Source organism: Cupriavidus basilensis, from assembly GCF_000832305.1.
Classification (GTDB): Bacteria; Pseudomonadota; Gammaproteobacteria; order Burkholderiales; family Burkholderiaceae; genus Cupriavidus; species Cupriavidus basilensis_F.
The window spans coordinates 1,076,630-1,093,359 of sequence record NZ_CP010536.1 but is presented as its reverse complement, the minus strand read 5'-3'; the positions used below and the strand labels follow the sequence as shown (position 1 = coordinate 1,093,359).

The following is a 16,730-nucleotide window of genomic DNA, read 5'->3' as shown; positions in this document are numbered from 1 at the left end:
CAGGGACCGAGAGCGACGGCAGAAGCCAAAATGAAAAAAGAGCTTCCATTTCTGGAAGCTCTTTTTGCAATGAGTGGTGCGGCTGGCAGGATTCGAACCCACGACCCCTTGGTTCGTAGCCAAGTACTCTATCCAACTGAGCTACAGCCGCACTCGAGAAAGAAATTATAACGTACTTTTGAAATTTGGGAACCCCCTTGCCCCACTTTTTTTGCTTTTCCCTCCGGCGGGCCGCCGCTTCCTATAATGACAGCCCCGCAGATGTGATCGGATCATGAACAAGGCATTTGTCAAAGAGTCATCCGGCGACGAGGACGACGACCTTCCCGAAGGCGCTACCCCGCTGCCGCCTGGCACCAAGAACTACATCTCGGCGCAAGGCTACCAGCGCTTGCGCGATGAACTGATGCACCTGATCGACACGGCTCGCCCGGAGGTGGTCCAGATCGTTTCGTGGGCCGCATCCAATGGTGACCGTTCCGAGAACGGCGATTACCACTATGGCAAGAAACGCCTGCGCGAGATCGATCGCCGCATCCGCTTCCTGACCAAGCGCCTGGAGAAGGCCGAGGTGGTGGACCCGTCCCTGCAGGGCGACAACGACCAGATCTTTTTCGGTGCCACCGTCACCTATGCCGACCAGGCCGGCGAGGAAACCACCGTGACGATCGTCGGCACCGACGAGGTGGACCTCGACAGCAACCACGTGAGCTGGATCTCGCCGATCGCGCGCGCGCTGCTCAAGGCGCGCGAAGGCGATACGGTGCTGCTGCGCACGCCGGCAGGGGTGGAGCAGATCGATATCCTGAAGGTCAGCTATCCCGGCAAGCGGGCGGAACCGATCGCCGCCGCGCAGCCGGAAAAGCACTGAGCCCGGCTCGGCCGGGCTCAGTGCTTGTGTGCGGGAAGGCTGCGTCAGCCGTCGTTGCGATCGCGGAAGATACGGATGACGTCGGGGTTGCGCCGCAGCGCCCGCATCACGTTGGCAAGATGCAGGCGGTTCTGCACCTGGATGATGAACTGCATGTAGGTGGCTTCCTGATGGCCGCCCTCCTGCTGCTCCATCGCCACGTGCGCGACGTTGGCGTCGGCCGAAGTCAGGTCGGCCGCCACGCGGGCGACGATGCCCTTGACGTTGCGCACCATCACCTTGATCGACACATCGAAGGAGCGCGTGGTCTTCTTCGCCCACATCACATCGATCCAGTGCTCCGGGTCCTTGCTGTGCAGGCGCTTGGCTATCTTGCAATCCTGGACGTGAATCTGCAAACCCTCGCCCTTGCCCAGGTAGCCGACGATGGAATCGCCGGGAATTGGCCGGCAGCATGATGAGAAGATCATCGACATGCCTTCATCGCCGGTGATCGGCACAGCGGGGGCTTCCTCGCCGGCGAAAGTCTGCACGGCCGCCAGCAGCGCGCTGTCGACATCGCCGGAAAGCTCCTGCAGCAGGATCTCCATGCGCTTGGCCACCACGGCCGGCACGCGTCGTCCCAGCGCCAGGTCGGCGAAAATGTCTTCCTTGTGCTTGTTGCCGGTCCACTGCACCATGCGGTCCCACACCGACTGAGGCAGCGCCTTGAGCTCGATGCCGAGCTGTCGCGCCGACTGCTCCAGCAGGCGCTCGCCAAGCTGGATGGCTTCGTCGAGCCGGGTGGTCTTGAGATAGTGGCGGATGGCCGCGCGTGCCTTGCCGGTGCGCACGAACGCCAGCCATGCCGGATTGGGCTTGGAGTACGGCGCCGTCACCACCTCGACGATATCGCCGCTCTTGAGCTCCGTGCGCAGCGGCAGCAGCTCGTTGTTGATCTTGACCGCCACGCACTGGTTGCCGAGGTCGCTGTGCACGGCATAGGCGAAATCGAGCGCGGTGGCGCCGCGCGGCAGCGCGCGGATATGCCCCTTGGGCGTAAACACATAGACCGCATCCGGGAACAGGTCGATCTTGACGTGCTCGAGGAATTCCTGCGAATCACCGGTCTGGCTCTGGATATCGAGCAGCGACTGCAGCCACTGGTGCGCCTGCTGCTGGATATCGTTTGCCTGGTCGGCCTGATGCTTGTACATCCAGTGCGCGGCCACGCCGGCTTCCGCGATCTGGTGCATGTCGCGGGTGCGGATCTGGAACTCCACCGGCGTGCCGAACGGGCCCACCAGCGTGGTATGCAAAGACTGGTAGCCGTTGATCTTGGGAATGGCGATGTAGTCCTTGAACTTGCCCGGCATGGGCTTGTACAGCCCGTGCAACGCGCCCATCGCCATATAGGTGTGCATCTGGGTTTCCACGACCACGCGGAAACCATACACATCGAGCACCTGCGAGAACGACAGCTGCTTGTCGTGCATCTTGCGGTAGATGCTGTAGAGCGTCTTTTCACGCCCCGACAGCTCCGCCACAATGCCGGCGTCGCCCAGCGCCTTCTGCGCGGCTTCGAGAATACGCTTGACCACCTCGCGCCGGTTGCCGCGCGCTGCCTTGACCGCTTTTTCCAGCGTGGCATAGCGGAACGGCGAACCAACCTTGAAGGACAGTTCCTGCAGTTCGCGGTACGTGGTGTTGAGACCAAGCCGATGCGCGATCGGCGCGTAGATCTCCATGGTCTCGAGCGCGATCCGGCGCCGCTTTTCCGGCGGCACGAAATCAAGCGTGCGCATGTTGTGGGTGCGGTCGGCCAGCTTGACCAGAATCACCCGCACATCGCGCGCCATCGCCAGCAGCATCTTGCGGAAGCTCTCCGCCTGCGCCTGCTCGCGGCTCTGGAATTCGAGCTTGTCCAGCTTGGTCAGGCCATCGACCAGCTCGGACACCTTGGGGCCGAATTTTTCCGCCAGCTCGCTCTTGGTGATGCCCTGGTCTTCCATCACATCGTGCAGCAACGCCGCCATGATGGATTGGACATCGAGCTTCCAGTCGGCGCACAGTTCGGCCACCGCTACCGGATGCGTGATATAGGGCTCGCCGCTCTGGCGATACTGGCCAAGGTGAGCTTCGTCCGAGAACTGGAAGGCTTCGCGCACGTGCGCCTGGTCCGCCGGCTTGAGATAAGCGAGCTTCTCCATCAGCCGGGTGATCGAGATCACCTGCTGGCGCGGAGGCACTGCGGGTTGCGAAGTCGGGCCGAAGAAGTGACGATAAGACTGCGCCAGCACCGCATCGATGAAGAGCGCGTCGCCCGGCGCAGCACCCTGCGGCGCCTCGCTCAGTTCACTTTCGGCGGCAGCCTGGGCGGCTCTTGCCTTGCCCGCACCCATTGCCGGGGCGACGGCGCGCTCGCCAACGACATCGTTGCCAAGCGGATCGGGAAGATTGGGAGCGCCGGTACGCGCCGTCACGGCCGACTGACCGGGCACGGCGCGCTTGCGCTGAACGGGTGGCAATGCATCGCCACTCGCGTCACCAGTGGCTTCTCCGCGCAATCGCGCTGGCGTGGCCGTGGGGCTGGCCGTCGCGACAGGGGGGGAAGGCTGGGAGGAAGACATGTGGGCGGCTTCTGTAATCTGGCTGGTTAAGCAAGTACGCGAACAGGTACGTTAGCAGAGTCTCAATGCAAAGGTACGCGTTGCTAGGACTGGCCACCGCCGCCCGAAAATCAGGTCGGTACCTTCTTGAGCATCTCGATGCCGATCTGGCCCGAGGCGATCTCGCGCAGCGCCACGACTGTGGGCTTGTCCTTGGCCTCGACCTTGGGAGTGTGACCCTGCACCAGCTGACGGGCCCGGTACGTTGCCGCGAGCGCGAGCTCGAAGCGATTCGGGATGTGTTTCAGACAATCTTCGACGGTAATACGCGCCATATGTAATCCACCTCGGGACAAAACCTTATGCGATGCCGGCTATTTTACAGCACGCGGCAAGAAACGTTCCCGCCGCGCTCCGGATCAATGAATGCCAAGCTCGATGAAGAGGTCGGCGTGACGCGCTTTTTGCGATGAAAAACGCAGACGGGTAGCGCGGATGACGCTGCGAAGCTGTTCGAGCGCCTGCTCGAAAACCTCGTTGATGATGACATAGTCCGACTCGGACGCGTGAGCCATCTCGCTGCCGGCTGCCAGCAGGCGGCGCACGATCACGTTCGGCTCGTCCTGGCCGCGCTTGTTCAGGCGTTCTTCAAGCGCTTGCAGCGACGGCGGCAGGATGAAGATTTCCATGGCGTTGGAAAAACGCTGATGCACCTGCTGCGCGCCCTGCCAGTCGATTTCCAGCAGCACATCGTTGCCCTGGGCCATCTGTTGCTCAATCCACACCCGCGAGGTGGCGTAGTAGTTGCCGTGCACTTCCGCCCACTCGAGAAATTCGCCGCGATCGCGCGCCGCGCGGAACGCGTCCACGGTGGTGAAATGGTATTCCCGGCCATCCTGCTCGCCGGGACGCGGCGCGCGGGTGGTGTGCGAGATGGATAGGCGAATGGCCTGGTCCTGCGCCAGCAGCGCGTTGACCAGGGTGGACTTGCCGGCGCCGGAAGGCGCCACCACCATGAACAGGTTGCCGGGGTAGGCGGTGTCGATGGCGACGTGGGACGACGTTTCACTCATGATGATTATTCTAGGTTCTGAATCTGTTCTCGCATCTGCTCGATCAGCAGTTTGAGTTCCATGGCGGCATCGGCCAGTTCTTTGGCCGCTGATTTGGAGCCCAGCGTGTTCGCTTCGCGGTTGAGCTCCTGCATCATGAAATCGAGCCGCTTGCCAGCCTGCCCGCCCTTCTTGAGGATATGGCGGGTTTCGTTCAGGTGGGCCTGCAGGCGCGACAGCTCTTCGGCAATGTCGATGCGGATGCCGTAGACCGTGGCTTCCTGGCGGATGCGCTCGCCGATTTCGTCCCGGCTCATCGACGGCATGCCGCCGGGCGCTACCAGGTTGAAGGCTTCCTGCAGGCGCTCGGTGAGCTTGTCCTGGTGATGGGCGATCAGTTGCGGGATGGTGGGCGTGAGGCGCTCGACGATGGCCAGCATGGCTTCGATGCGCTCGTCCAGCGTGGCCTTGAGCGCGTCGCCCTCGCGGCGGCGCGCTTCCAGCAACTGGCCCAGCGCTTCCTTGGCCGCGCCCATCACGGCCTCGCGCAGGGCGTCCTGCGACAACTCGGGTTCCACCAGCACGCCGGGCCAGCGCAGGATCTCGCCCATGCGCAGCGAGCCGGCTTGCGTGAAGGTGGCCGCCACCGTTGCCTCGATCGAGCGGATCTGCGCCAGCAAGGCATCGTTGAGCGCCAGCGTGGTGCCACCGGCGCCGGCATCGGCGCGCTGCAGGTTGATGCGGCATTCCAGCTTGCCGCGCGATAGCTTGGCCATGAGCATTTCCCGCAGCGCCGGCTCGAAAGCGCGGCATTCTTCGGGAGCCCGGAAAAACAGGTCGAGGAATCGCGAATTGACCGTGCGGAACTCCACCGAAACGGATGCGGTCCTGCCGGTGGGCGCGCCTTGCGCGTCCGTCAGCGGCGCCTGGCGCGTCGCCAGGCCGTAGCCTGTCATGCTGTGGATCATTGAATAGTCTCGCGAAATGGCCATCCGGCCGCATGGGTTCAAACAGCCCGGGGAGCCGGCAACCCCGCAACCGCGCTGGCTGAACGCCGAAAAGAGAGGCCAAAATGGCCGCTATTGTGTTCTTTACAAGTCTTCGATTAGTCAGGACAATCCTGAGGCAATCAAGGTCCCGAATCCTATGACAGAGCCAAAGGGCGCATCACCTCCGAAGAGCGCACCGCTGCCCATCGGCACGCTGCTGTCCAACTATCGTATTGTAAAGAAGTTGGCCAGCGGGGGGTTCAGTTTCGTCTACCTCGCGACCGACGAGACCGGCTCGCCTGTCGCGATCAAGGAGTACCTGCCGTCGTCGCTGGCACGCCGCCAACCGGGCGAGCTGATCCCCGTGGTGCCCGACGAAAGCGCGGCGTCGTTCCGGCTGGGGCTCAAGTATTTCTTCGAGGAAGGGCGCTCGCTGGCGAAGATTTCGCATCCCAGCGTGGTACGCGTGGTGAATTTCTTCCGCGAGAATTCCACCGTCTACATGGTGATGAACTACGAGCTGGGCAAGACGCTGCAGGAACACATCCTGCACGCGCGCCAGCAAGGCCGCGCCAAGGTGCTGCGCGAACACTTCATCCGCAAGGTCTTTCATGACCTGATGAGCGGCCTGCGCGAAGTGCATATCCACAAGCTGCTGCACCTGGACATCAAGCCAGGCAACATCTACCTGCGCGAAGACGAATCGCCAATCCTGCTCGACTTTGGCGCCGCCCGCCAGATCCTGAGCATGGAAGCGGCACGCTTTCAGCCGATGTACACGCCGGGCTTTGCCGCACCGGAGCTTTACGGCAAGCATTCCGAGCTGGGCCCGTGGACCGACATCTACAGCCTTGGCGCCACGCTCTACGCCTGCATGGCCGGCATGCCACCCCAGGAGGCCAACCAGCGCGAGAAGGACGACCGCATGGCGGACTCCGTCACGCGGCTGCGCGCCAGCTATACCAACGGCCTGGTGGACCTGGTCGAATGGTGCCTGCGCCTGCCCCCTTCCGAGCGGCCGCAAAGCGTGTTCCGGCTGCAGAAGGAGCTGCGCGAACAAACCAACGCACTAGGCGAACAAGCGGCCGCGCCCGCAGCCGCGGCCACCACCGAGCGCCCCCTCGCAAGCCGGTTCATGACGCTGCTGCGCAAGCGCGAGGAGCCAGCCGCGGCAATCCAGGCCAAGGAGGCTGGCAAAAGAGGCGAATAAAGCACAAAAAGGCGCCATCCCCGCGCCGTGTGCAGGACCCCTCCCTCCGCCCCTTGCGCTATCAATAACAACTATGATGAGAACCGTCGCCTCGCGGCCCGCCCGCACGCTGTGCCGGTGGGGCGCGCTGATGACGCCGCCGTCTCCCAAGAACTGACTCCTACAGCCACCATGCGATTCTCCGTCTACCAGGAAAGCAGAAAAGGCGGCCGCCGCATCAACCAGGACCGCATGGGCTATTGCTTCACGCGCGATGCCCTGCTGATGGTCCTGGCCGATGGCCTGGGCGGCCATGCGCTGGGCGAAGTCGCCGCGCAGCAAGCCTTGCAGACCCTGGCACGCCAGTTCCAGGCCCAGGCCCGGCCCTCGATCCGCAATCCTGCCGATTTCCTGCAAGACACGATCATGCTGGCCCACCGGGAAATTCATCGCTACGCTGAAGCCAACCAGCTGGCCGACGTCCCGCGTACCACCGTTGTCTGCTGCCTGGTCCAGAACGGCCAGATCCACTGGGCCCACGCCGGCGACTCGCGCCTCTACCTGGTACGCAAGGGTAACCTGCTGACCCGCACGCGCGACCACTCCAAGATCGAGAACCTGTTGCAACAGGAGCGCGTGCTGCCAATCGAAGTGGCCAATCACCCCGAGCGCAACAAGCTCTACAACTGCCTGGGCTCGCCCAACCTGCCGCTGATCGATATCGGCGGCCCGCTGCGGCTGGAGCCGGGCGACGTGGCGCTGCTATGCTCCGACGGGCTGTGGGGCAGCATCGAAGAGCAACTGCTGGTCGAGAAGGTCACCAGCTTGTCCGTGGTGCATGCCATCCCGGACCTGATCGAGCAGGCGCTGCACAACGCCGGCGACGGTGCCGACAACACGACGGCCATCGCCATGATGTGGGAACTCGACGCCCACCCGTCCAACGAGGAGTCGGTCGCCACCGAGACCCTGCCGCTCAACACGTTCACCACCTCGATCCTGGAGAACAACGGCGGCGATACCGACCTGCTCTCCGAGGAGGAGATCGAGCGCTCCATCGCGGAGATCCGCGCGGCGATCGACAAGACCAGCAATTTCATGCGCTGAGCCCGGGCCAAGTACCGCCCGCGCCGCAATGGCGCGGGAATTCGCCCTCCCCCGCGAGGGGAGTTGGCGCAGGACGCGCACGCGCAGCCCGGCGGCGTTAAAATCCGGGTCCTGAATCGAATTTCGAGAAAACTCCCACATGCGACCCAGCGGACGCGCAGCCGATGCGCTGCGCCCTATTGCTCTGACCCGCCAATACACCCGTCACGCCGAAGGCGCCGTCCTGAGTGCCTTTGGCGACACCAAGGTGCTGTGCACCGCCAGCGTGCTGGCCAAGGTGCCCCCCCACAAAAAGGGCAGCGGCGAAGGCTGGGTCACCGCCGAGTACGGCATGTTGCCGCGCGCCACCCACACGCGCTCGGACCGTGAAGCCGCCCGCGGCAAGCAGACCGGACGCACGCAGGAAATCCAGCGCCTGATCGGCCGCGCGATGCGCTCGGTGTTCGATCTGTCGGCGCTGGGCGAATTCACCATCCACCTGGACTGCGACGTGCTGCAGGCCGATGGCGGCACCCGTACCGCGGCCATCACCGGCGCCTTCGTGGCCGCCCATGACGCTGTTTCCGCCATGCTGCGCGACGGCCAGATCAAGGCCAGCCCGATCCGCGACTTCGTTGCCGCCGTGTCGGTTGGCATGGTGGATGGCGTGGCCGTGCTCGACCTGGATTACGCCGAGGACAGCAACTGCGACACCGACATGAACGTGGTGATGACCGGCAGCGGCGGCTTTGTCGAAGTGCAAGGCACCGCCGAGGGCGTGCCGTTCAGCCGTGCCGATCTCGATGCAATGACGCGCATCGCCGAGCAAGGCATCGCCGAACTGGTGGCGCACCAGCGCCGCGCGCTGGGCCTGGCCTGATACAGTGAACGCCATGCAACGCCTGGTCCTCGCCTCCAACAACCCCGGCAAGCTCGGCGAGTTTGGCGCGCTGCTGGCGCCGCTCGGCTTCGAGGTGATCCCGCAGGGGCAGCTCGGCATTGCCGAGGCCGAGGAACCCTACGCCACCTTCGTCGAGAACGCCCTCACCAAGGCGCGCCACGCCAGCCGCCTGGCCGGCCTGCCCGCGCTGGCGGATGACTCCGGCATCTGCGTCGACGCGCTGGATGGCGCGCCGGGCGTCTATTCGGCGCGTTATGCGCAACTCGTGGGCAAGCCCAAGTCCGATGCCGCCAACAACGCGCACCTCATCTCGCAGCTGGCCGGCAAGCTCAACCGCCACGCCTACTACTACTGCGTGCTGGTGCTGGTGCGCCATGCCGAGGATCCGAGGCCGGTGATCGCCGAGGGCGTGTGGGCTGGCGAGGTGGTCGATGCACCGCGCGGCAACGCCGGCTTTGGCTATGATCCGCACTTCCTGCTGCCGCACCTGGGCAAGACCGCAGCCGAACTGAGCGCCGAGGAAAAAAACGCCGTCAGCCACCGCGCCCTCGCGCTCAAGGCACTGACCGAGCGCCTGCAGGCCGGCGGCCCCAGGACTGGCTGCCCATGATCCCGATCGTTCCCCTGGCGTCCACGGGCGCTGGCGCCCGCGCCCCCGCCGATACCAAGTCATTGTGGCTGCAGCCTGGCCAGCTCGCGCTGCCCGGCTCCCCGCCGCTGTCGCTCTACGTGCATATCCCGTGGTGCGTGCGAAAGTGCCCGTATTGCGATTTCAACTCGCATGCCGTGCCCGGCGCGACGGACAGCCACGACATCCCGGAAGACGCCTACCTGGACGCGCTGCGCGCCGACCTGGAGCAATCGCTACCGCTGGTATGGGGCCGCCAGGTGCACACGGTCTTCATCGGCGGCGGCACCCCCAGCCTGCTGTCGGCCGCCGGCATGGACCGGCTGCTGTCGGATATCCGTGCGCTGTTGCCGCTGGACGCCGACGCCGAGATCACGATGGAGGCCAACCCCGGCACGTTCGAAGCAGAGCGCTTCGCCAGCTATCGCGCCAGCGGCATCAACCGCTTGTCCATCGGCATCCAGAGTTTCAACGACCGCCATCTTGCCGCGCTTGGCCGCATCCACGGCGGCGCCGAAGCCCGCGCGGCGATCGGCATCGCGCTGGACAACTTCGACAACGTCAACCTCGACCTGATGTACGCGCTGCCTGGCCAGACGATGGCGGAATGCGCCGACGACCTGGAAACGGCGCTCTCGTTCAACACCACGCACCTGTCGCTCTATCACCTGACGCTGGAGCCCAACACGCTGTTCGCCAAGTTCCCGCCGGCGCTGCCGGATGACGACAGCGCGTATGAAATGCAGGACCTGATCGAAGCGCGCACCGCGCAGGCGGGCTACGTCCACTACGAAACCTCGGCTTACGCCCGGCCACACCGGCAAGCGCGCCACAACCTGAACTACTGGCGCTTTGGCGACTACCTGGGCATCGGGGCCGGCGCGCACGGCAAGCTGTCGTTCCCGCACCGGGTGCTGCGCCAGATGCGCCACAAGCATCCCGCCACGTATATGGCGCAGGCCATGGCCGGCAACGCGGTGCAGGAGCAACACGATGTCGGCGCCGCCGACCTGCCCTTCGAGTTCATGCTGAACGCGCTGCGCCTGACTGATGGCGTGCCGGCCAGCACATTCTTCGACCACACCGGGCTGCCGCTGCACACCATCAGCCGCGACCTGGCCGCCGCCGAAAAGAAAGGCCTGCTGGAAGCGGATCTGTCCACCATCAAGCCCACCGAGCTTGGGCGGCGTTTCCTGAACGACCTGCAGGAGATGTTCCTGAAAGGTTGATCTCAACGCCACGCCGCGCTCAGTGAAACGGCCACCCGAGGGTGGCCGTTTCACTGAGCGCCCAGCAATGCCGGTCAGTATGGCGTCGCCATGTCGTTGGCCACCTGGACGCGGGAACCGATGCGCAGATTGCTGACGTTGCGCTGCGTCACGGTAGCCATGCGGCCGTCGTCCAGCCGCACGTTGACGCGATACACAGTATCGGTGCTGCTGCCCGCGCGCTTCTCGATCTGGTTGCCCGCCACGCCGCCCGCCACCGCGCCGCCGATGGTGGCGATGGTGTTGCCGGTGCCCCCGCCGATCTGGTGGCCCAGCAAGCCACCGGCCACGCCGCCGATCACCGTGCCAAGCAAGCCCGAGCTGCCTTGCTGCGTCGTCACCGGCTCGATCGATTCCACCCGGCCATAGAACACCGAATTCGCGGGTGCCTGGTAGGTGTTGGCGCCAGGGGGCGGGGGCGGTGCCTGGTACGCTGGTTGCTGCGGCGCGCCGTAGCCACCGCCATAGCCGCCGCCATAACCACCGGGCGCCGCGCAACCCGCCAAGCCAACCACCGCGGTGGCCGCCGCCACGCTCAACAGAGTCTTGCCGTTCATCAGTTGTTCTCCTCAAGTGATTGCAAATGCGCGGAACGAGGGAACGCGGCGCATCGGCATGCGCCCCCCCTCACGCATATTAGGATCAGTCGGACGAAATGAAGGTTCCGTCGTGTCCGACGAACACCGACAAAACAACTTTGCACGCCGCATGCTGCCGCGCGTCCCCGCACTTGCTATAATGCGCGGCGCTGGCCGTCGTGCCGGCGTCCAAGGCAGCATGCCGCTCGGGCAGGGACATCCCCCGCTTCGCGCTACAATGCCTGCCATACCTTTTCTGGAAGCGTGGCCGAGTGGTTTAAGGCAGCAGTCTTGAAAACTGCCGATGGGGTGACCCATCCGTGAGTTCGAATCTCACCGCTTCCGCCAGATTCCTCGCCGCATGAAGATCAGCGGGTGACATACCCCGGCTGCCCGCCCCCCACCGTACACGCGCGCAAGATGCGCCCCGCGTCCCTCGAAGGAATCACTGGAGATCGCAATTGAAATCCACGAAGGCGTTGGCGGCGATAGCCTGCCTCGCAGCGGCAGCATGCACCACGCCGGCGCCGGCGCCGGCGCCCTATGCTGGCCTGCAAATGTCCACGTATGACACGGACACCGAGTACACCACCACCTACACAGCGGATGGCTTCACGCTCTTGGTCAACTATCGCTACGAGCGGCTCACCGTGCGCGCCAGCGCGGCCGCGGCGCAGTGCAAGGCAGCGCTTGCCAGCGTGGCCAACAGCCTGGCCGAGCGCCGGCAGCGGCAGATCGAGCCCGTGACCGAGCAAAGCATCCATCTCACTACCAGCAGGACCTGGTATGGCAAGGTGACAGCCTGCTCGATCACCGCACCGATCGCCTGGAAACGCTGATTGCGCGTTCAGCGCGCCAGTTCATCGTGCACACAGCGCCCGATATCCACGTTATCGATCCGCTCCTTGTTCATGAACTGCGCGGCATAGTCGCGATAGACGCCGGATACCAGAAACAATTCAAACAGATCCGGATCGATATGCTGGTCCCGCTTCATGCATGACATGATGTGGATGGACTCGGACAGTGTCTTGGCTTTCCTGTAGGGACGATCCGGCGCGGTCAGCGCCTCGAAGATGTCCGCAATTGCCATCATCCTTGCCAGAGGGCTCATCTCCCCGCCCTTCAAGCGTTTCGGGTAACTCGTCCCGTGAAAGGCCCACGCGATCGTTCAGCGTGCGCAGCCACGTTCGCGCCGCAATCCGGCGCAGTCGATCGACATGTGCCGGCTCCATGAACTCACCGCCTTCATTGAAGGCGACGACAAAGGCAAAATCATCGTCGAGTTGCCGGCATTCGGCATCGCGACGCGCTTGCGCGCAGGCAGCCTCCTCGCCGCGTGCCACGGCCTGAAGGCAAGCGATCTGCGCGTCTCGCTTGAGCACTTCGAAGCGCATGCGAATTGAACCGTCATGCGTACTGGCAAGCCCGTTACTCCGCCGTGCCCGGCGCCGTCAGAAGGCGATACGCCTGCTCCTGCGTCATGTCCAGCCCATAGTGCCGCGCCAGCATGCGCGCGAAATGATGCGCGGCGCCAGGCTCGCAATGCTTGAGTTGCTCGCGGTAGGCCTCCAGCTCGAAACGCAGGCGCCAGCGCGGGCTCGCCAGGTAAAGCACGCCCATCAGGCCGCCTGAACGCCAGAATTGCCGCACATGCACCTTTTCATGCTCGATCAGCGCCTGGCTCACGCCCGGCCGCACCAGGATCAGCGGCCCCGGCGCGAAGCCGTCGAAGCCGCGCGGAATCAGCCATCGTGACTTTGTTTCTATCAGCAGACAAAGGGGCGATTTGCAGAAGCGGATCATGGAAGGCGTCGGCGGTGCGGCCGCGCATAGCGCGCGTAGGGCTAGCCTATCAGGTCGCAACGGCCCGCGCCCGAATCCCGGCGCACCCAATAAAAACGCCCCGCACACGGGCGGGGCAAAGAGCAATGCTTGCGCGGATGCCGCGTGCTTAATCGATGCTGATCTTGCCCGCCTCGATCACGCCCTTCCAGCGCTGGAGTTCCTGCTTCTCGAACTGCTCGAACTGCTCCGGCGTATTGGCAACCACCTCGAAGCCGTTCTCGGCCAGCTTCTGTCGCATCTGCGGCTCGTTGAGCGCACCGACCAGCGCGGCATGCAGTCTCACCTTGACGTCCTTCGGCAGCCCGCGCGGCGCGGCCACGGCTTGCCACGAATACACGTCCACGTCCTTCACGCCGCCCTCCGCCATGGTGGGCACGTTCGGCAGCACCGCCGAGCGCTTGTCGCCGGTCACCGCCAGCGCCTTGAGCTTGCCGCTGCGGATATGCTGCAGCACCGCGTTGACGTTCTGGAACGAGACGTCCACCTGGCCGGCGAGCAGGTCGGAGATGGCCGGCGCCCCACCCTTGTAGGGAACGTGGAGGCCGTCGGTGCCGGACTTTTGCCAGAACAGCGCGGCCGTCAAATGGTCCGACGAACCTGCGCCGGAGCTGGCGAACGCCACCTTGCCCGGATTCTTCTTCATGTAGGCGACCAGCTCCTGCAAGTTCTTCGCAGGGAAATCCGGCTTGGTGACCAGCACGTTGGGGGCGCGCACGGCCACCGTCAGCAGGTCGAAGTCCTTGGCCGGGTCATAGCCCAGGTTCTTTTGCAGGAACGGGTTCACGGCATAGACGCCGATCGACGCCACCAGCAAGGTGTAGCCATCGGCAGGCGCACGCTTGACCATGGTCGCGCCGATGGCCCCGGTAGCGCCGGGGCGATTGTCGATCACGAACGGCTGGCCCAGCTTTTCATTAAGCGGCACCGCCAGCATGCGCGCAATGGTATCGGTGGAGCCGCCCGCAGGAAACGGCACCACCACGGCGACGGCCTTCTGGGGCCATGCCGGCGAGGCGGCTGCGGCGCCGGTCACGGCGAGCGCGGCGGCGAGCGCGGTCATGCCCGCGGCAAGCCGGCCGAACTTGCGCCGCGCGGGTGCGGCAAGCGTGCCTGCGGCGGCCGGCCGGCCATGGAATTTGTTCATGGTTGTCTCCTCGTTCTTGGTGGTTTGCTCGTATTCGTGCGAGGGCCGCGGATGCGGCTCACCGGACCATGCAGGGCGCCTTGTTGTCGAAGGTCCAGCCTGGGATCAGGAATTGCATGGCCACGGCGTCGTCGCGCGCACCCAGGCCCATGTTCTTGTAGCGCTCGTGCGCCAGCGCGAGTTGCTCCATATCGAGCTCCACGCCCAGGCCCGGCTCCGTCGGCACGGCCACCTTGCCGTTCTCGATCTTCAGTGGCGCCTTGGTCAGGCGCTCGCCGTCCTGCCAGATCCAGTGGGTGTCGATGGCGGTGACGCGGCCCGGCGCGGCGGCGGCCACGTGGGTGAACATCGCCAGTGAAATATCGAAGTGATTGTTCGAGTGCGAGCCCCATGTCAGGCCCCACTCGGCGCACATCTGCGCCACCCGCACCGAGCCCTGCATGGTCCAGAAATGCGGATCGGCCAGCGGGATGTCCACCGATTGCAGGCGCACCGCGTGGCCCATCTGGCGCCAGTCGGTCGCGACCATGTTGGTGGCGGTGGGCAGGCCGGTGGCAGTACGGAACTCGGCCATGATCTCGCGGCCCGAGTAGCCCTCTTGCGCGCCGCAAGGATCTTCGGCATAGGCCAGCACGCCATGCTTGTCGCGACACAGGCGCACGGCTTCGGCCAGCGACCATGCGCCGTTGGGATCCAGCGTGATGCGCGCCTTGGGAAAGCGCTCGGCGAGCGCGAGGATGGCTTCCATCTCTTCGTCACCGCGCAGCACGCCGCCCTTGAGCTTGAAATCGTTGAAGCCATAGCGCTCATAGGCAGCTTGCGCCAGGCGTACCACGCCCTCGGCATTCATCGCGGCTTCGTTGCGCACTCGGAACCAGTCGTTGTCCGCCTCGGGCTCGCTGCGGTAGCCGAGCGTGGTGCGGTTACGGTCCCCGATATAGAACAGGTAGCCCAGCATCTCCACGGCATCGCGCTGCTGGCCTTCACCCAACAGCGCGGCCACCGGCACGCCCAGATGCTTGCCCAGCAGGTCGAGCAGCGCCGCCTCGAGCGCGGTGACCGCATGGATGGCGATGCGCAGGTCGAAGGTCTGCAGGCCACGCCCACCCGCGTCGCGGCTGGCAAAGGCGGTGCGCACGCGATTGAGCAGCGCCTGGTGGTTGCCGATCGACTGGCCGGCGAGGAGTTCGCGCGCATCCTCCAGTGTCTGGCGGATCGCTTCGCCGCCGGGCACCTCGCCTACGCCTGTATTGCCCGCGCTGTCTTTCAGGATGACGATATTGCGGGTGAAGAACGGACCGTGCGCCCCGGACAGGTTCATCAGCATGCTGTCGTGGCCGGCCACCGGCACTACGGTCAGCTCGGTGATCACGGGCGTGCCTGCCGTGGGCGCGGCGCAAAGGGATAATTGGGTCATGTTGAACTCCAGCAGGAAGAGCGGCTCGCCGCGTTGGCTGCCGGCCCTTGCGGGTTGTCTCGGTCTGGATGCGCCGGCTGCTGCCGGATCCTTGTGTGCGGTGCTTGCCAGCTCCCGGCGCGACGGCGACAGCCTATGCAACGGGAGACACCTGTTATCGGTCGTCATATAACTTACGACGCAGTATAATGAGGGCATTGCGATCCGGTCAAGTCCCAGCCCATCACCATGTCAAACCCGATGTTTGCCTCCACTCCCCCGCTGCGGCGCCGCGGCCGCACGCTTGCCGAAGAGGCGGTGAGCAACCTGAGCGAACGCATCCAGCAAGGCCAGCTCAAGCCGGGCGACAAACTGCCGACCGAGTCCGAGATCATGGCCGCGCTCGGCGTCAGCCGCACCGTGGTGCGCGAAGCGCTGTCGCGGCTGCAGGCCAGCGGGCTGGTGGAAACCCGCCACGGCATCGGCACCTTCGTGCTGGCGCGCAGCGCCGAGAACGGCTCGCCCTTTCGCATTGATCCCGCCACCATGGGCACTGCCATGGACGTGCTGGCCATGCTGGAATTGCGCGTCAGCCTGGAAGCCGAGGCGGCCAGCCTGGCAGCGTCGCGGCGCAGCGATGAGCAACTGACGGCAATGCGTGGCGCGCTCGATGAGCTCAAGCGCACGGCGGCGGGCGGCGAGGATTCCGTCAGTGCCGATTTCGAGTTCCACCTGCTGATCGCGCGCGCCACCGGCAACCGCTACTTCACGGACATCATGGGCCACCTCGGCACCATGGTGATCCCGCGCAGCCGGCTGCATGTCAGCGCGCAGGAGCGTGAGCAGTACCTTGAGCGCGTCAATATCGAGCACGAGAACATCTTTGACGCCATTGAGCGGCGCGACCCCGAAGGCGCCAAGGCCGCCATGCGCATGCACCTGACCAACAGCCGCGAGCGCCTGCGCAAGGCGTCGGCGGCGGTGGAAGCCGGCTAGGGCCGGGCTGCCGGCGCATCCCGGCGGCGTCCGGGATTTCCTGCTTGCCCAACCAGCGCCCTATGTTGTAGGATGTCTTACAATAAAGCGCGGCGAAGCTATATCCCCGTTTATGCGTCCCGCGTGTCGGCCCGGGACCACATGCAAGCCGCCCCAAGCGCAAGCTATGGCGCGCTCCCACTTGATTGCAGTTGAA

Annotated in this window: 18 protein-coding genes and 2 tRNA genes; 10 read left to right on the top strand and 10 right to left on the bottom strand. The window is 64.9% G+C overall.

Features of this window, described 5'->3' with window-relative positions:
* Positions 1-74: 74 nt before the first annotated feature.
* A tRNA-Arg gene (locus tag RR42_RS04930) sits at positions 75-151 on the bottom strand.
* A 123-nt stretch (positions 152-274) separates the two neighbouring features.
* Here RR42_RS04930 and greB point away from each other — a divergent pair.
* Positions 275-871 (top strand): transcription elongation factor GreB, encoded by a 597-nt coding sequence (greB, locus tag RR42_RS04925; RefSeq protein WP_043344607.1) that lies wholly within the window; start codon positions 275-277, stop codon positions 869-871.
* A gap of 44 nt (positions 872-915) precedes the next feature.
* On the opposite strand, the gene RR42_RS04920 is transcribed toward greB, so the two are convergent.
* From RR42_RS04920 to RR42_RS04905, 4 genes are all read right to left on the bottom strand, one after another.
* Positions 916-3,333 (bottom strand): RelA/SpoT family protein, encoded by a 2,418-nt coding sequence (locus RR42_RS04920; protein WP_043351387.1) that lies wholly within the window; start codon positions 3,331-3,333, stop codon positions 916-918.
* Between the two features lie 257 nt (positions 3,334-3,590).
* Complete coding sequence (gene rpoZ, locus RR42_RS04915) at positions 3,591-3,794, bottom strand: DNA-directed RNA polymerase subunit omega (protein WP_006162413.1); 204 nt, start codon at positions 3,792-3,794, stop codon at positions 3,591-3,593.
* 84 nt (positions 3,795-3,878) lie between these two features.
* Positions 3,879-4,532, bottom strand: coding sequence for a guanylate kinase (gene gmk / locus RR42_RS04910; RefSeq protein WP_043344606.1), 654 nt, complete (start codon positions 4,530-4,532; stop codon positions 3,879-3,881).
* Between the two features lie 5 nt (positions 4,533-4,537).
* The gene (locus RR42_RS04905) at positions 4,538-5,479 is read right to left on the bottom strand and encodes a YicC/YloC family endoribonuclease (protein ID WP_043351385.1); all 942 of its coding nucleotides are present in this window, start codon (positions 5,477-5,479) and stop codon (positions 4,538-4,540) included.
* Positions 5,480-5,657: 178 nt separating this feature from the next.
* Here RR42_RS04905 and RR42_RS04900 point away from each other — a divergent pair, with 178 nt between their 5' ends.
* From RR42_RS04900 to hemW, 5 genes are all read left to right on the top strand, one after another.
* Entirely contained in the window at positions 5,658-6,710 is a 1,053-nt protein-coding gene (locus tag RR42_RS04900; RefSeq protein WP_043344605.1) for a serine/threonine protein kinase, read from the top strand.
* A gap of 171 nt (positions 6,711-6,881) precedes the next feature.
* Positions 6,882-7,796: a PP2C family protein-serine/threonine phosphatase gene (locus RR42_RS04895; protein WP_043344603.1), complete on the top strand. Its 915-nt coding sequence runs from the start codon at positions 6,882-6,884 to the stop codon at positions 7,794-7,796.
* 139 nt (positions 7,797-7,935) lie between these two features.
* Positions 7,936-8,655, top strand: a complete 720-nt coding sequence (gene rph / locus RR42_RS04890; protein WP_043344600.1) for a ribonuclease PH — start codon at positions 7,936-7,938, stop codon at positions 8,653-8,655.
* A gap of 13 nt (positions 8,656-8,668) precedes the next feature.
* Positions 8,669-9,286, top strand: a complete 618-nt coding sequence (gene rdgB, locus RR42_RS04885; RefSeq protein WP_043344597.1) for an RdgB/HAM1 family non-canonical purine NTP pyrophosphatase — start codon at positions 8,669-8,671, stop codon at positions 9,284-9,286.
* Entirely contained in the window at positions 9,283-10,533 is a 1,251-nt protein-coding gene (hemW, locus tag RR42_RS04880) for a radical SAM family heme chaperone HemW (protein ID WP_043344594.1), read from the top strand. Before rdgB ends, hemW begins: the two co-directional genes overlap by 4 nt.
* A gap of 74 nt (positions 10,534-10,607) precedes the next feature.
* Here hemW and RR42_RS04875 read toward each other — a convergent pair whose 3' ends face one another.
* Positions 10,608-11,129, bottom strand: coding sequence for a glycine zipper 2TM domain-containing protein (locus RR42_RS04875; protein WP_052494452.1), 522 nt, complete (start codon positions 11,127-11,129; stop codon positions 10,608-10,610).
* A gap of 279 nt (positions 11,130-11,408) precedes the next feature.
* Between RR42_RS04875 and RR42_RS04870 the strand changes: the two genes are divergently transcribed.
* Positions 11,409-11,498: transfer RNA gene (locus tag RR42_RS04870), tRNA-Ser, on the top strand.
* A 113-nt stretch (positions 11,499-11,611) separates the two neighbouring features.
* Positions 11,612-11,989, top strand: coding sequence for a hypothetical protein (locus tag RR42_RS04865; protein ID WP_043344593.1), 378 nt, complete (start codon positions 11,612-11,614; stop codon positions 11,987-11,989).
* Positions 11,990-11,997: 8 nt separating this feature from the next.
* On the opposite strand, the gene RR42_RS04860 is transcribed toward RR42_RS04865, so the two are convergent.
* Positions 11,998-12,264: an HD domain-containing phosphohydrolase gene (locus tag RR42_RS04860; protein WP_144409741.1), complete on the bottom strand. Its 267-nt coding sequence runs from the start codon at positions 12,262-12,264 to the stop codon at positions 11,998-12,000.
* Between the two features lie 106 nt (positions 12,265-12,370).
* Here RR42_RS04860 and RR42_RS04855 point away from each other — a divergent pair, with 106 nt between their 5' ends.
* Positions 12,371-12,556, top strand: coding sequence for a hypothetical protein (locus RR42_RS04855; protein WP_043344592.1), 186 nt, complete (start codon positions 12,371-12,373; stop codon positions 12,554-12,556).
* A 25-nt stretch (positions 12,557-12,581) separates the two neighbouring features.
* Here RR42_RS04855 and RR42_RS04850 read toward each other — a convergent pair whose 3' ends face one another.
* From RR42_RS04850 to gudD, 3 genes are all read right to left on the bottom strand, one after another.
* Complete coding sequence (locus RR42_RS04850) at positions 12,582-12,956, bottom strand: hypothetical protein (protein WP_043344591.1); 375 nt, start codon at positions 12,954-12,956, stop codon at positions 12,582-12,584.
* 148 nt (positions 12,957-13,104) lie between these two features.
* Entirely contained in the window at positions 13,105-14,058 is a 954-nt protein-coding gene (locus RR42_RS04845; protein ID WP_236702033.1) for a Bug family tripartite tricarboxylate transporter substrate binding protein, read from the bottom strand.
* A 142-nt stretch (positions 14,059-14,200) separates the two neighbouring features.
* The gene (gene gudD, locus RR42_RS04840; RefSeq protein ID WP_043344589.1) at positions 14,201-15,559 is read right to left on the bottom strand and encodes a glucarate dehydratase; all 1,359 of its coding nucleotides are present in this window, start codon (positions 15,557-15,559) and stop codon (positions 14,201-14,203) included.
* Between the two features lie 228 nt (positions 15,560-15,787).
* On the opposite strand from gudD, the gene RR42_RS04835 reads away from it, so the two are divergent.
* On the top strand, positions 15,788-16,534 hold the full coding sequence (locus tag RR42_RS04835; RefSeq protein ID WP_043344587.1) for a FadR/GntR family transcriptional regulator: 747 nt from the start codon (positions 15,788-15,790) through the stop codon (positions 16,532-16,534).
* Positions 16,535-16,730: the final 196 nt, after the last annotated feature.

Coding starts and splice junctions, on each gene's coding strand:
- greB (WP_043344607.1), top strand. CDS start 275: ATGAACAAGGCATTTGTCAAAGAGTCATCCGGCGACGAGGACGACGAC.
- rpoZ (WP_006162413.1), bottom strand. CDS start 3,794: ATGGCGCGTATTACCGTCGAAGATTGTCTGAAACACATCCCGAATCGC.
- gmk (WP_043344606.1), bottom strand. CDS start 4,532: ATGAGTGAAACGTCGTCCCACGTCGCCATCGACACCGCCTACCCCGGC.
- RR42_RS04905 (WP_043351385.1), bottom strand. CDS start 5,479: ATGATCCACAGCATGACAGGCTACGGCCTGGCGACGCGCCAGGCGCCG.
- RR42_RS04900 (WP_043344605.1), top strand. CDS start 5,658: ATGACAGAGCCAAAGGGCGCATCACCTCCGAAGAGCGCACCGCTGCCC.
- RR42_RS04895 (WP_043344603.1), top strand. CDS start 6,882: ATGCGATTCTCCGTCTACCAGGAAAGCAGAAAAGGCGGCCGCCGCATC.
- rph (WP_043344600.1), top strand. CDS start 7,936: ATGCGACCCAGCGGACGCGCAGCCGATGCGCTGCGCCCTATTGCTCTG.
- rdgB (WP_043344597.1), top strand. CDS start 8,669: ATGCAACGCCTGGTCCTCGCCTCCAACAACCCCGGCAAGCTCGGCGAG.
- hemW (WP_043344594.1), top strand. CDS start 9,283: ATGATCCCGATCGTTCCCCTGGCGTCCACGGGCGCTGGCGCCCGCGCC.
- RR42_RS04875 (WP_052494452.1), bottom strand. CDS start 11,129: ATGAACGGCAAGACTCTGTTGAGCGTGGCGGCGGCCACCGCGGTGGTT.
- RR42_RS04860 (WP_144409741.1), bottom strand. CDS start 12,264: ATGAGCCCTCTGGCAAGGATGATGGCAATTGCGGACATCTTCGAGGCG.
- RR42_RS04855 (WP_043344592.1), top strand. CDS start 12,371: ATGTGCCGGCTCCATGAACTCACCGCCTTCATTGAAGGCGACGACAAA.
- RR42_RS04850 (WP_043344591.1), bottom strand. CDS start 12,956: ATGATCCGCTTCTGCAAATCGCCCCTTTGTCTGCTGATAGAAACAAAG.
- RR42_RS04845 (WP_236702033.1), bottom strand. CDS start 14,058: ATGACCGCGCTCGCCGCCGCGCTCGCCGTGACCGGCGCCGCAGCCGCC.
- gudD (WP_043344589.1), bottom strand. CDS start 15,559: ATGACCCAATTATCCCTTTGCGCCGCGCCCACGGCAGGCACGCCCGTG.
- RR42_RS04835 (WP_043344587.1), top strand. CDS start 15,788: ATGTCAAACCCGATGTTTGCCTCCACTCCCCCGCTGCGGCGCCGCGGC.